This is a genomic window from Stenotrophomonas sp. YAU14A_MKIMI4_1, assembly GCF_003086855.1.
In the GTDB taxonomy this organism is placed as follows: domain Bacteria; phylum Pseudomonadota; class Gammaproteobacteria; order Xanthomonadales; family Xanthomonadaceae; genus Stenotrophomonas.
In genome coordinates, this window is the sequence record NZ_CP025998.1 from 4,341,206 (window position 1) to 4,353,645 (window position 12,440).

At 67.8% G+C, this 12,440-nt stretch carries 15 protein-coding genes; 4 read left to right on the forward strand and 11 right to left on the reverse strand.

Annotated elements, in window-relative coordinates; translation table 11 throughout:
- Positions 1-9 precede the first annotated feature (9 nt).
- The 10 genes from C1931_RS19585 to C1931_RS19630 all read right to left on the reverse strand — a co-directional run bounded on the left by C1931_RS19585 (position 10) and on the right by C1931_RS19630 (position 6,718).
- Positions 10-267 (reverse strand): acyl carrier protein, encoded by a 258-nt coding sequence (locus C1931_RS19585; protein ID WP_108751324.1) that lies wholly within the window; start codon positions 265-267, stop codon positions 10-12.
- A gap of 15 nt (positions 268-282) precedes the next feature.
- Entirely contained in the window at positions 283-540 is a 258-nt protein-coding gene (locus C1931_RS19590; protein WP_005411610.1) for a phosphopantetheine-binding protein, read from the reverse strand.
- The gene (locus tag C1931_RS19595) at positions 527-1,324 is read right to left on the reverse strand and encodes a lysophospholipid acyltransferase family protein (protein WP_108757520.1); all 798 of its coding nucleotides are present in this window, start codon (positions 1,322-1,324) and stop codon (positions 527-529) included. Before C1931_RS19595 ends, C1931_RS19590 begins: the two co-directional genes overlap by 14 nt.
- Positions 1,317-2,060: a beta-ketoacyl synthase chain length factor gene (locus C1931_RS19600; protein WP_108757521.1), complete on the reverse strand. Its 744-nt coding sequence runs from the start codon at positions 2,058-2,060 to the stop codon at positions 1,317-1,319. Before C1931_RS19600 ends, C1931_RS19595 begins: the two co-directional genes overlap by 8 nt.
- A 216-nt stretch (positions 2,061-2,276) precedes the next feature.
- Positions 2,277-3,290, reverse strand: coding sequence for a cytochrome d ubiquinol oxidase subunit II (cydB, locus tag C1931_RS19605; RefSeq protein ID WP_108757522.1), 1,014 nt, complete (start codon positions 3,288-3,290; stop codon positions 2,277-2,279).
- A gap of 1 nt (position 3,291) precedes the next feature.
- Positions 3,292-4,689 carry a cytochrome ubiquinol oxidase subunit I gene (locus C1931_RS19610; protein WP_108757523.1) on the reverse strand — a complete coding sequence of 466 codons (1,398 nt, stop codon included), beginning with the start codon at positions 4,687-4,689 and terminating at the stop codon, positions 3,292-3,294.
- Between the two features lie 224 nt (positions 4,690-4,913).
- Positions 4,914-5,123: a hypothetical protein gene (locus C1931_RS19615; protein ID WP_108757524.1), complete on the reverse strand. Its 210-nt coding sequence runs from the start codon at positions 5,121-5,123 to the stop codon at positions 4,914-4,916.
- Entirely contained in the window at positions 5,120-5,764 is a 645-nt protein-coding gene (locus C1931_RS19620; protein WP_108757525.1) for a sigma-70 family RNA polymerase sigma factor, read from the reverse strand. The genes C1931_RS19615 and C1931_RS19620 overlap by 4 nt, the downstream gene beginning before the upstream one ends.
- 35 nt (positions 5,765-5,799) lie before the next feature.
- Positions 5,800-6,129: a hypothetical protein gene (locus C1931_RS19625; RefSeq protein WP_108754583.1), complete on the reverse strand. Its 330-nt coding sequence runs from the start codon at positions 6,127-6,129 to the stop codon at positions 5,800-5,802.
- A gap of 79 nt (positions 6,130-6,208) precedes the next feature.
- Complete coding sequence (locus tag C1931_RS19630) at positions 6,209-6,718, reverse strand: hypothetical protein (protein WP_234412850.1); 510 nt, start codon at positions 6,716-6,718, stop codon at positions 6,209-6,211.
- An 84-nt stretch (positions 6,719-6,802) separates the two neighbouring features.
- Between C1931_RS19630 and C1931_RS19635 the strand changes: the two genes are divergently transcribed.
- From C1931_RS19635 to hemF, 4 genes are read left to right on the forward strand one after another with little or no spacing between them, the layout of a single operon-like run.
- Positions 6,803-9,169: a S9 family peptidase gene (locus C1931_RS19635; RefSeq protein WP_108754585.1), complete on the forward strand. Its 2,367-nt coding sequence runs from the start codon at positions 6,803-6,805 to the stop codon at positions 9,167-9,169.
- Positions 9,166-9,585, forward strand: coding sequence for an NUDIX domain-containing protein (locus tag C1931_RS19640; RefSeq protein WP_108757527.1), 420 nt, complete (start codon positions 9,166-9,168; stop codon positions 9,583-9,585). The genes C1931_RS19635 and C1931_RS19640 overlap by 4 nt, the downstream gene beginning before the upstream one ends.
- Positions 9,586-9,619: 34 nt before the next feature.
- The gene (locus tag C1931_RS19645) at positions 9,620-10,183 is read left to right on the forward strand and encodes a hypothetical protein (RefSeq protein WP_108757528.1); all 564 of its coding nucleotides are present in this window, start codon (positions 9,620-9,622) and stop codon (positions 10,181-10,183) included.
- Positions 10,184-10,214: 31 nt separating this feature from the next.
- A complete protein-coding gene (hemF, locus tag C1931_RS19650) occupies positions 10,215-11,111 on the forward strand; it encodes an oxygen-dependent coproporphyrinogen oxidase (protein ID WP_108757529.1) in 897 nt (298 codons plus the stop codon).
- Positions 11,112-11,630: 519 nt separating this feature from the next.
- Here the strand turns inward: hemF and C1931_RS19655 are convergent.
- The gene (locus tag C1931_RS19655) at positions 11,631-12,116 is read right to left on the reverse strand and encodes a YetF domain-containing protein (protein ID WP_108757530.1); all 486 of its coding nucleotides are present in this window, start codon (positions 12,114-12,116) and stop codon (positions 11,631-11,633) included.
- Between the last annotated feature and the right edge of the window lie 324 nt (positions 12,117-12,440).

The following is a 12,440-nucleotide window of genomic DNA, read 5'->3' on the forward strand; positions in this document are numbered from 1 at the left end:
GCGCTGCGGTCAGGCGGCAGCCTGACCAGGCAGCAGGCCATGCACGACATCAACGATGTCCTGCACGGTGCGCACGGCCTTGAAGGCTTCCGGCTGCAGGTTGCGACCCAGCAGCGGCTTCAGCTGCACGATCAGGTCGACCGCATCGATGCTGTCGATGTCCAGGTCGTCATACAGGCGCGCCTCCGGGGTGATCCGGGCCGGCTCGATCTCGAAGCTGTCGGTCAGGATGCGGACGATGCGCTCGAAAAGTTCATTCTTGGTCATGGCTGTTCCTGCGCCTTACGACTGGCGGGCGGCGACGAACTCGCCGAGCGCGCGCACGCTGGAGAAATGGCGACGGGTTTCTTCAGAGTCGGCCGAGAGGCTGACACCGTACTTCTTCTGCAGCGCCAGGCCCAGTTCCAGCGCATCGATCGAATCGAGGCCCAGGCCTTCAACGAACAGCGGCGCGGTCGGATCGATGTCCTCCGGCGTGATGTCCTCCAGTGACAGCGAGGAAATGATCAATTCCTTGATCTCGTGCTCAAGTGCTTGCACGGGTCGGATCTCCAGACAGGTCGAAATAACGAGTGAGGTGGTCGGTGACGCGACGGGCCGCCAAGGCATCCCCCCTCGGCGAGTCATCTTCGGCCAGGAACGGCGCGATCGCGATATCTTCGCCGATCTGCAGCTGAACGTGAAAACGACGTGAGGGCACACGATACCACTTCTGGCCCTTGGTCAGCGTGGGCGGGGTGCAGGTAATGCGCACCGGGGTGATGTCCAGCCGGCCGCGTACGGCAATGTTGGCCGCGCCGCGCTGCAGGCGCAGCGGCTGGCCGGGCACGGTGCGGGTGCCTTCGGGGAAGATGACCAGGGTGCCGCCGGCATGCACGGCCGCCACGCAGTCATCGACCAGGCCGGCGCCATCGTCGTTGGCGATGTAGCCGGCGGCGCGTACCGGACCGCGCATGAACGGGTTGCAGGCTACGGCCCGCTTCACCACGCAGTCGGCGTTGGGCAACAGGGCGATCAGGCAGACCACGTCGATCAGTGTGGGGTGGTTGGCCAGCACCAGCAGGCCGTCGCGCTGCAGGCGCTCGCGCCCTTCCACCTGCAGGGTCATCACCCCCAGCCGGCACATCAGCCAGACGTGGCTGGCAAACGCGCCCTGCACCACCCGTCGCGCACGCCGTCGCCGCGCCACCGGGTCGCGCATCAGCAGCAGCAGGGGCATCACGAACACGCCCAGCAGCAGCCCGCCCACACCGAAGGCAGCAAAGCTCAGGCCGGTGCCGAACACCCGCCAGGCGTGATCGAGGCGGCGCAGCGCCTCAGACACGGCGGCTCCAGCACCAGCGCTGGCCCTGGCTGACGTGCTCCAGGCTGGCGTCCTGGCCAAGCAGGAAGCGGTGCAGGTCCAGCGCGTGCGGCAGCAGGCCCGGGGCGGTCTGCGGCGCGCCCTCGGCCGCCTGCCAGGCCAGGCGCAGGCCGGTACGGGCCGCGTCGGCCGGTGCCAGACGCCAGCACCAGGCGAAGAACGGGTCGGGTTCGTCGGCGAATTCCGCGTAAACATCGGGCAACGGCGATTCATAGACCACGATGCGCACTTCCGGCGCACCATCGGCCAGCAGCCCCACCGCTTCCAGGCAGGCCGCTTCCACGGTGGCCTGGCCGGCGGCCAGCGCCAGGTAGTTGCCGCGGTGGCCGCGGGCGATGGAATACAGCGCGGCGATGGCGTTGTGCACCGACAGCCCGAAGCCGGTGGGCGACAGCGGCTCGTTGGCCGCCAGCGAGCCCAGCAGTTCCATTGAACGGGCCACGTCGCCATGGCGGCTGGCGAACACCAGCGGCACCTGGCTGTCGGCGCCCTGCCCGTCTTCGCACCAGCAGGCGGTCTGGATGGCCATGCGGCCCAGGCGCTCGATGCGGCGCCGCTGCATGGCGGGAATTTCGGCCAGCGCAGGCGTGCCCTCGCCCTGCGGCAGGAACGGCGTGCGGGCCCAGTCCATCCATTGGCTGCGTTCGGTCAGCCCGGGTGCCCAGGCAGCCCAGTCGACTACGGAAAATTCAATCATTACCGGTGATGTTTGGATGGGCAAACAATAGGCACGAGCCAGTTACGGCGACGCGCGGCGGCCCCCCATTCCTGCAGCCGTGCGTCCGTCCAGGACGTCGCCGGCAGCCCCCCTGGCGGCCGGAAAGGAGCGCACGCTAGCACGTCCGGCGCAGGGAATACATGTTTCACAAACCCCAACGGGCAGCGGTCACCGTCCGCTGCCGTGGGTCACGCCTCAGTGGTAACCGGCGCCGGCGTGCACCTTGCCGCGGAACACCCGGTACGACCATGCGGTATAGCCCAGGATGACCGGCAGCAGCATCACCAGCCCGACCAGGCTGAAGCCCAGCGACGAGGCCGGGGCCGCGGCCTGCCACAGGGTCATCGACGGCGGCAGCAGGTAGGGCCACATGCCCAGCACCAGACCGGCGAAGCCGAGCACGAACAGGCCCAGGCTGAGCAGGAACGGCGGCAGGTCGCGGCGCGGGTGGGTGGCGCTGCGCCACAGTGCGGCCGCCACCGCCAGGGTCAGCAGCGGTACCGGCGACAGCCACCAGAAATTGCCATCGCTGAACCAGCGGTCCATCAGCCGCGAGTGCAGGAACGGCAGCCAGCTGCTGACCAGGCCCATCGCCACGATCACCGCGGCCACCAGCGGCCGGGTCAGCTGCCGCGCCAGTGCCTGCACGCGCCCTTCGGTCTTCAGGATCAGCCAGGTGCTGCCCAGCAGCGCGTAACCGGCCACCAGCGCGGCACCGGTCAGCATCGCGAACGGGCTGAACCACACGAACGCCCCACCGCTGAAGCGACCCTCCAGCAGCGGAATGCCCTGCACCAGGGTGCCCAGGATCACGCCCTGGGCGAAGGTCGCCAGCAGCGAGCCCAGGCCGAAGGCCACGCTCCACAGCCGCCGCGAACGGTGCGCCTTGAAGCGGAATTCGAAGGCCACGCCACGGAACACCAGCGCCACCACCAGCAGCAGCACCGGCAGGTACAGCGCCGACAGCAGCACCGCATAGGCCTTGGGGAACGCGGCCAGCAGGCCGGCACCGCCCAGCACCAGCCAGGTCTCGTTGCCGTCCCAGATGGGCGCGGCAGTGTTCATCATCAGGTCCAGTTGCTCCTCGTCTTCGGCGAACGGGGCCAGGATGCCGATGCCCAGCACGAAGCCATCCAGCACCACATACATCAACACGCCGAAGCCGATCACCGCGAACCATGCCACCGGCAGCCAGGTCATCAGGTCCATCTCAGCGCTCCTCCAGCGGTTCATCGGCCGCCGACAGCGGGCGCGCCGGGGTGTGGCTGCCATGGTCCAGCGACGGCCCGTGGTCATGGGGCTGTGGGCCATGGCGCAGGATCTTCACCAGGTACCAGATGCCCCAGCCGAACACGAAGGCATAGCCGACCACGTAGACCGCCAGCGACAACGCGGTCATCCACGCGCTCTGCGGTCCCACGGCATCGGCGGTGCGCAGCACGCCGTACACCACCCAGGGCTGGCGGCCCATCTCGGTCACGAACCAACCGGACACCAGGGCGATGAAGCCGCTGGGCAGCATCCAGTTCCAGCCGCGCAGCAGCCACGGCGAATCCAGCAGCTTCTTCCGCCACAGCTGCACGGCCGACACCCAGGCCAGCAGCAGCATCAGCGTGCCCAGACCGACCATGATGCGGAAGGCAAAGAACACCGGCGTCACCGGCGGCCGCTCGCTGGCCGGCACGGAAGTCAGCGGATCGAAGGTGCCGTCCAGCGAATGGGTCAGGATCACGCTGCCCAGCTTGGGGATGGCCACTTCGAAATCGTTGCGCTGTTCCTTCTCGTTGGGCAGGGCGAACACCACCAGCGGCACGCCCTCGCCTTCCTTGCTTTCGTGCCAGTGCGCTTCCACCGCCGCGATCTTCATCGGCTGGTGCTTCAGCGTGTTCAGGCCATGCATGTCGCCGACGAAGATCTGCACCGGCACAGTCAGCGCGGCGAAGGCCACGGCGGCGATCAGCATGCGTCGCCCAGCTTCGACGTGCGTGCCCTTGCGCAGGTACCACGCGCCCACGCCACCGATCACGAAACAGGTGGTGATGAACGAGCCCAGCGCCATGTGCGCCAAGCGGTACGGGAAGGACGGGTTGAACACCACCTGCCACCAGTCCACCGGGTGCACGATGCCGTTGATCAGTTCGTAGCCGGCCGGCGTATGCAGCCAGCTGTTGGACGACAGGATCCAGAACGTGGAGAACAGCGTGCCCAGCGCCACCATGCACGTGGACAGGAAGTGCAGGCGCGGCGATACCCGGCCCCAGCCGAACATCATCACGCCCAGGAAGCTGGCTTCCAGGAAGAACGCGGTCAGCACTTCATAGGTCAGCAGCGGGCCGATCACGGTGCCGGCCACTTCGCTCAATCGCGGCCAGTTGGTGCCGAACTGGAAGGCCATGACGATGCCGCTGACCACGCCCATGCCGAAGGACACGGCGAAGATCTTCTGCCAGAAGAAGTAGAGATCGCGCCAGACGGGCAACCTCGTGTGCAGCCAGCGCCATTCAACGAAGGCCAGCCAACTGGCGGTACCGATGGTGAAGGCGGGGAACAGCACATGGAAACTGATGACGAATCCGAACTGGATCCGCGACAACAACAACGCGTCCAAGGGACGCCTCCTGCCGGGTACGGGTGGGATACCGGACCACTTTAGGAAGATATCGCCGCACTGGGATGCGACGCGGTGTCGCGCTGCTTCACTGTGTCGCAGGGGGCAGACGCCGCCGGCGCCCTGCTCTGGTAGGTGCCAACCTTGGTTGGCACACCCCAAATCGCCGACCAAGGTCGGCCGCTACCAGTGCGGGTAGCGCCGGGCCATGCCCGGCGGGGGCTTCACCGCCAGAAATACCAGGCGCCGGCGGCCAACAAGGCACACACCAGCAGCACCTGCACCACCACGTAGCCCACGCCGCTGTCGCGGGTTTCCGCCTGCAATCGCTGCTGCAGCGCCTCGCTCACATCGGGCACGGAGTCCTCCTGCTCGCGCAGCGCCCACGACAGCGCGCGCGCATCGGCATCGCGGGGGTCGTTGGCTTCGCTCACAGCAGCTCTCCGGCGGTGGCGCGTCGGGTCAGCTCCTGCTTCAGGGTCTGCCGCGCGCGGTACAGGTGGCTCTTGATGGTACCGCGTGGCAACCCGGTCACCTGCTCGATCTCGGCCAGGTCGAAATCCTCCAGGTAATGCAGGCCCACGATCAGCGTCTGCGGTGCACTCAGCCGCTCAAGTGCCGCGCCCAACTGGCGCCCGGCCTGCAGCGCCTCGCTCAGTTCCGCCGGGCCGGGGCCTTCATCACCCACGCCCAGCTCCTCCGGCACGTCCACCGCCACCATCCACTGCGCCTCCAGCCGCCGCCGGCGCAGGTACTGCAGCGCCGTGGTGTAGGCCACCCGCGAAACCCAGGTGCGCAGCGAAGATTCAAAGCGGAACCGGTGCAGCTGGCGGAACACGGCCAGGAAGGCCTCCTGCAGCAGGTCGGCCACCTGGTCACGGTCGCCGACCATGCGCCCGATCACGTGCGCGCAGGTGCGCTGATGGGCCTGCACCAGCTGAGCGAATGCCGGCTGCGAGCCATCGATGATCGCCCGCACCAGCGCACGGTCGTCGTCAGCGTCCGGCAGAGGCGCTGCGGGAACGTCGCGGCGACGCCCCCGCAATGCGGCCAGTGCTCCGCCCAGCAGGCTCATGCGGGGGCGCCCCCTGTGCCCGTGGCATGCCGCCCTCAGCCCTTGCGCAGGGCAGGACGGGTGAAATGCCAGGCCAGCAGCTGGCCCAGCCCGGCACTGCCGGCCAGCGCGGCGGCCGCGCCAAAGGTCAGCTCGCGCGCGCCCATCGCCTCCAGCAGGCCCATGGCCACGGCCAGGCTGACCAGGCTGATGCCCCAGCGCAGCGCGCCCTGGCGGCGGCGCTCTTCTTCCAGCACCGCCAGCGAACGGATCACCTCCTCCGGCACGTGCGGGGCGACCAGCTTGCTGCGGGCGCGGGCATCGGCCAGGGCATGGATCGCATAGGCGATGCAGATGAAGAGGGTGATCGGAATGAGTTCCTGCATGGTCGGGCTCCTGTTCGGTGGATGATGCGGGTTCAGGAGATTGGATGCGCAGGACCGGCGACCGGTTGCAGCGGATGTTTCAGGCCTCGTCGTCGGTCCCGGGGTCGACCGGCGAATCGGGAAAATAGGTTTCCAGATGGAAGCCCAGTCGAAGATCAGCCATCAGTCGCACCAGCGCGTCGTCCAGTTCAAACCCGGCCCAGGCGCGCTTGCCAAAAACGCCGATACGCAGACCAACCTCGGCGCCTTCCTGGTTCAATGCCTGGATCACCTCCACCCGTGCCTGCAGGATCCCGACCATCTGCGGCCAGGCGTCCATCAGCCAGCCATCCTTGCCCTCGGCCAGCTCGAACAGCACCCAGGTGTGTGCATGCACGCGGATCAGCCTGCCATCGGCGCCACGCAGGTCTGTGCCCACATCGCGGAAGAAGCTCCGTTCCAACCCCAGCCGGGCGGAGATGTCGGCGCTGGAGCGCACGGGGTGCTGCACCCCCAGGGAAATGCGGTAGTCGTAGGAGTACATGGTCGGTTCCGTCCGGATCAGGCGCCCATCATGCGCCACGCGATGCCCTGCCGGGCCTTTGCCCAAGCGGGTTGCATGACCTGTGGCCCCCTCCCCCGGCGCGGGCGACTGCTACCCTTGCCCGGTTTCCTCTTCTGGTGCCGTCCGCCCATGTCCCGAGTGCTGCCCCTGTCCCTTCTGCTGTCGGCCATCCTGGCCGCACCGGCCGCGCATGCCGCGCCCACGCCGATCACCATCGAACAGGCCATGGCCGACCCGGACTGGATCGGTCCGCCGGTGGAAAAGGCCTGGTGGTCGTGGAACAGCCAGCAGGTGGAATACCAGCTCAAGCGCAATGGCAGCCCGGTGCGCGACACCTTCCGCCAGCCGCTGGCCGGTGGCGCCGCCGCGCAGGTGGCCGATGACCAGCGCGGCAGCCTGGACGTGGCCGATCCGGTCTACGACCGCACCCGCAGCCGCAGCGCCTTCGTGCGCAATGGCGATGTGTTCGTGCGCGACCTGCGCAGTGGCGCGCTGACCCAGCTGACCCGCAGCAACGAGCGTGCGACCGGGGTGAACTTCGCCGCCGACAACGGCGTGATCTGGCGCGTGGGCCAGAACTGGTTCCACTGGACCGCCGCCAGCGGCGTGCAGCAGGTGGCCAGCCTGAAGGCCGACAAGGACCCGGCCAGCAAGCCCAAGGATGACCTGCTGCGCGACCAGCAGCTGCGCACCCTGGAAACCCTGCGCCGCGACCGTGACCAGCGCGAAGCGCTGAAGGACCAGGACCAGCGCTGGCGCCAGGCCGACCCGACCCGCGCGGCCGCACCGATCTACCTGGGCGCCGACGTGGAGATCGTCGACAGCCTGCTGTCGCCGGACCTGGGCCACCTGATCGTGGCCACCAAAGCCAAGGATTTCGATGACGGCCGCACCAGCAAGATGCCGCTGTACGTGACCGAATCGGGCTACGAGGAAACCGAAGACACCCGTACCCGCGTCGGCCGCAACGGCTTTGAACCGCACACCCTGTGGTTCGTGGACGTGCGTACCGGCAAGGCGCAGAAGCTGTCGCTGTCGGGCCTGCCGGGCATCGGCACCGACCCGCTGGCCGAGCTTCGCCGCAAGGCCGGCAAGGACGCGCTGAAGGGCGACCGCAGCGTGCAGGTGATGAGCGACTTCATGGGCGGCGGCATGCGCTGGAGCGCCGACGGCCAGCAGGCGGCGGTGATGCTGCGCGCCAACGACAACAAGGACCGCTGGATCGTCAGCGTGGGCAACGATGGCCGCGTGCAGAACCGCCACCGGCTGACCGACAACGCCTGGATCAACTGGGGCTTCAACGATTTCGGCTGGATGGCCGACGGCCGCACGCTGTGGCTGCTTTCGGAAGAATCGGGCTACTCGCACCTGTATACCCAGGCCGGCACGGCCAAGCCGCAGGCGCTGACCGGCGGCAAGTGGGAAACCTCCGCGCCGGTGCTGTCGGCCGACGGCAAGGGCTTCTACTTCCTGTGCAACCAGCAGGCCCCGCACGACTACGAAGTCTGCGCGGTCGACACCGGCAGCCGCCAGGTGCGCGAACTGACCAGCCTGAACGGCGTGGAAGACTTCTCGCTGTCGCCGGACGGCCAGCAGCTGCTGGTGCGCTATTCCGGCGCCTACCTGCCGCCGCAGCTGGCGGTGCTGCCGTCCTCGGGTGGCCAGGCCCGCGTGCTGACCGACACCCGCACCGCCGAATACAAGGCGCGTGAGTGGGTGCAGCCGAAGCTGGTGGCGGTGCCGTCCAAGCACGGCGCCGGCGTGGTCTGGGCCAAGTACTACGAACCCGAGCACAAGGAACCGGGCAAGAAGTACCCGATCGTGATGTTCGTGCACGGCGCCGGCTACCTGCAGAACGTGCACCAGCGCTACCCGGCCTATTTCCGCGAGCAGATGTTCCACAACCTGCTGGTGGAAAAGGGCTACATCGTGCTGGACATGGACTACCGCGGCAGCGAGGGCTACGGCCGCGACTGGCGCACGGCCATCTACCGCAACATGGGCCACCCGGAACTGGAAGACTACAAGGACGGCCTGGACTGGCTGGTGGACACCCAGCAGGGCGACCGCGACCACGCCGGCATCTACGGCGGTTCCTACGGCGGCTTCATGACCTTCATGGCGCTGTTCCGTTCGCCGGGCACGTTCAAGGCCGGCGCCGCACTGCGCCCGGTGGTGGACTGGAACAACTACAACCACGCCTACACCAGCAACATCCTGAACACCCCGGACATCGACCCGGAGGCGTACCGCACGTCCTCGCCCATCGAGTACGCGCAGAACCTGCAGGACAACCTGCTGATCGCCCACGGCATGATGGATGACAACGTGTTCTTCCAGGATTCGGTGCACCTGACCCAGCGCCTGATCGAGCTGCACAAGGACAACTGGTCCATCGCGCCGTACCCGCTGGAGCGCCACGGCTACACCCGTGCCGATTCCTGGCTGGACCAGTACAAGCGCATCCTCAAGCTGTTCGAGCAGAACCTGAAGTGAGCAACGCCGCGGCCACGATCCAGATCGTGGCCGCGGTCATCCTGGATGACCGCGGCCGGGCGCTGGTGGTGCGCAAGCACGGCGCCCAGCGCTTCATCCAGCCCGGTGGCAAGCCCGAGCCCGGCGAAGCGGCGCTGACCGCGCTGGCGCGCGAGCTGCACGAGGAACTGGGCGTGCAGCTGCAGCGTGATTCGGCCATCGCCCTGGGCCGCTTCCAGGACTGGGCGGTGAACGAACCCGGCCACCGGGTGCAGGCCGATGCCTGGTGGGTAAAGGTGGCGGGCACGCCCCGCGCGCAGGCGGAGATTGCCGAACTGGCCTGGGTGCCGCTGCAGCCGCCGCACGGCCTGCCCTTGGCACCCTTGAGTGAACACCATATCCTGCCGGCGGTCGCCGCCCTGGCGACGGCCCGCTGACCTGGCGGGCGCCATCGCAGTGCAAGGACACCGGATGTCTCCCTCCATTCCCGATCTTCCCTCGCCGGCCGCGGCCCCCCTCAACACGTGGGTGAAACCGCTGGCACAGGGCTCGTTCTGGCTGTGCGTGCTGATGGTGGTCTACTTCCTGGGCCAGGCCGTGGTGGCGGCCGTGCTGGCGCCCACCGCGCTGTGGCAGGCGCTGGTGAAGCTGGCCTGGGAAAACCAGCTGGATGGCAGCCTGCTGTGGATGCTCGCGCACCCGGTGGCGACGTCCCTGATCGCTGCGCTGCTTTGCCTGGGCTCCACCCTGGCCAGCTGGGGCCTGTGGCGCGAGCGCCGCTGGGGCCTGTGGGCCTTCGTATGGGCGCTGGCCCTGAGCGCACTGGCCAACTTCGTCATCACCTGGTGGCTGGATGTGGTGATGCTGCAGTTCATCGGGCTGGCCGCCAACGATGCCGAGCTGCAGCAGCAGCTGCAGGTGCAGCGCCTGCTGATGACGCTCACGCTGCTGGGCACCTCGGTGCTGTTCGCCGGCCTGCAGGGCTGGCTGGGCTGGCGCCTGCTGCGGCCGGACATCCGCGCGCGCTTCCGCTGAACGGAGCGGTCGCTGCGGTAAAGTACGCGGCATGAACGAATTCGAGCGCGTGCGCGCCTACCTGACCGACCTGCAGGACCGCATCTGTGCGGCCATTGAAGCCGCCGATGGCAGCGCGCGCTTCCAGGAAGACCTGTGGCAGCGCGCCGAGGGCGGTGGCGGGCGTACCCGCGTGCTGCGCGACGGTGCCGTGTTCGAGCAGGCCGGCATCGGCTTTTCCGATGTCTGCGGCAGCCGCCTGCCGCCGTCTGCGTCGGCCAACCGCCCGGAGCTGGCGGGCGCATCATGGCGCGCCACAGGCGTCTCGCTGGTGTTCCATCCGCTGAACCCGCACGTGCCCACCACCCACGCCAACGTGCGCTTCTTCCAGGCACAGCGCGACGGTGAAGTGGTGGCCAGCTGGTTCGGCGGCGGCTTCGACCTGACCCCGTTCTATCCGCAGGACGAGGACGTGCAGCACTGGCATCGGGTGGCCCGCGACCTGTGCGCGCCGTTCGGCGAAGAACGCTACGCCGCCCACAAGCGCTGGTGCGACGAGTATTTCTTCCTGCGCCACCGCAACGAAACGCGCGGCGTGGGCGGGCTGTTCTTCGACGACCTGCACGGCGATTTCGAACGCGATTTCGACTACCTGCGCGCGGTGGGCGATGGCTTCCTGCAGGCCTACCTGCCGATCGTGCAGCGGCGCAAGGATGCCGCCTACGGCGAACGCGAGCGCGAGTTCCAGCTGTACCGTCGCGGCCGCTATGTGGAGTTCAACCTGGTCTATGACCGCGGCACCCTGTTCGGGTTGCAGAGCGGCGGCCGCAGCGAAAGCATCCTGATGAGCCTGCCGCCGCGCGTGCGCTGGGAATACGGGTTCAGCCCCGAAGCCGGCAGCGCCGAGGCGCGCCTGGCCGATTACCTGGTGCCGCGCGACTGGGTGTAGCGCAACGCCGCAATGCCCGTAGCGTCGAGCTTGCTCGACTGCCTTTCGCATGGCGCCAACCGCAGTCGAGCAAGCTCGACTCTACCGGAGCGGGGCGGACGCGTTCGACGCCATCAATGCGTGTGGCGCAATGCCCGTAGAGTCGAGCTTGCTCGACTGCCTTTCGCATGGCGCCAACCGCAGTCGAGCAAGCTCGACTCTACCGGAGCGGGGCGGACGCGTTCGACGCCATCAATGCGTGTGGCGCAATGCCCGTAGAGTCGAGCTTGCTCGACTGCTCTTCGCATTGCGCCAACCGCAGTCGAGCAAGCTCGACTCTACCGGAGCGGGGCGGACGCGTTCGACGCCATCAATGCGTGTGGCGCAATGCCCGTAGAGTCGAGCTTGCTCGACTGCCTTTCGCATGGCGCCAACGGCAGTCGAGCAAGCTCGACTCTACCGAAGCGGGACGCACGGCCGAGTGCGTTCGATATTGCGAGCGCGGGGCGCACGTCGAATGCGTTCAACATCGCGCGGCTATCACGCGGCCGTCTTCTGCCGTGGAATGATGGTGATATGGCCGTTGTTCTCCAGCAGCGCCAGGGCTACTTCTTCCACGCCCAGGCAGCCCTGCTGGCGCAGCGCGGCTTCTACGTCGGCGCGGGTCACCTGTTCACGACGCAGCACGCTGTCGAACCAGCGCCCATCGCGCCCGATCACCACCGGCTCGCCTTCGATGATCCGCTCCATGCGCCGGCTGCGCGTGGTCAGCCAGCCCACGGCGTAGTTCAGCAGGATCAGCGTGGCCGCCAGCAGCAGGCCACCGCCCAGTGACGTATCACTGCCCAGCAAGGCGTTCTGTACAGCGTTGCCCAGCAGCACGATCAGCAGCACGTCGAACGGGGTGATCTGCCCCAGCGCGCGCTTGCCGCCCAGCCGCACCATGCCCAGCACCACGGTGTAGACCACCACCGCGCGCAGGATGAATTCCCACCACGGCATGGCCAGTGCGAACAGGTCGTGCATTGCCGGTTCCCCAGCGGAGCGATGGCCCAGCCTAGCACCTGGGGTCAGATCCGCAGCTTTCCGGCGGCACAAATAAAAAGCCCCGCTGACCAGGGGGAGGTCAACGGGGCCGGGGAACGGGCGCTTGGGGAGGAGCCCCCGTTCCGAGATCTGCTCCAGGGGATGGGAGAGATCCACAACAGGCGTTGCGCCTGTCGAGAGTTATAGAAGCACTCCGAACACTAACGGTTCGTGAAGGGCGCCCATTTAATCGTGCGCCCCTCCGGAAACATTCATCTTCGAGTCAGAAAATCCCCTGAAATGAATGAATTCACGTCGTTAATG

What these genes read in the sequence shown, in the direction of transcription:
- C1931_RS19585 (WP_108751324.1), bottom strand. Translation starts at nt 267, where the DNA reads ATGACCAAGAATGAACTTTTCGAGCGCATCGTCCGCATCCTGACCGAC.
- C1931_RS19600 (WP_108757521.1), bottom strand. Translation starts at nt 2,060, where the DNA reads ATGATTGAATTTTCCGTAGTCGACTGGGCTGCCTGGGCACCCGGGCTG.
- cydB (WP_108757522.1), bottom strand. Translation starts at nt 3,290, where the DNA reads ATGGACCTGATGACCTGGCTGCCGGTGGCATGGTTCGCGGTGATCGGC.
- C1931_RS19620 (WP_108757525.1), bottom strand. Translation starts at nt 5,764, where the DNA reads ATGAGCCTGCTGGGCGGAGCACTGGCCGCATTGCGGGGGCGTCGCCGC.
- C1931_RS19625 (WP_108754583.1), bottom strand. Translation starts at nt 6,129, where the DNA reads ATGCAGGAACTCATTCCGATCACCCTCTTCATCTGCATCGCCTATGCG.
- C1931_RS19635 (WP_108754585.1), top strand. Translation starts at nt 6,803, where the DNA reads ATGTCCCGAGTGCTGCCCCTGTCCCTTCTGCTGTCGGCCATCCTGGCC.
- C1931_RS19645 (WP_108757528.1), top strand. Translation starts at nt 9,620, where the DNA reads ATGTCTCCCTCCATTCCCGATCTTCCCTCGCCGGCCGCGGCCCCCCTC.
- hemF (WP_108757529.1), top strand. Translation starts at nt 10,215, where the DNA reads ATGAACGAATTCGAGCGCGTGCGCGCCTACCTGACCGACCTGCAGGAC.
- C1931_RS19655 (WP_108757530.1), bottom strand. Translation starts at nt 12,116, where the DNA reads ATGCACGACCTGTTCGCACTGGCCATGCCGTGGTGGGAATTCATCCTG.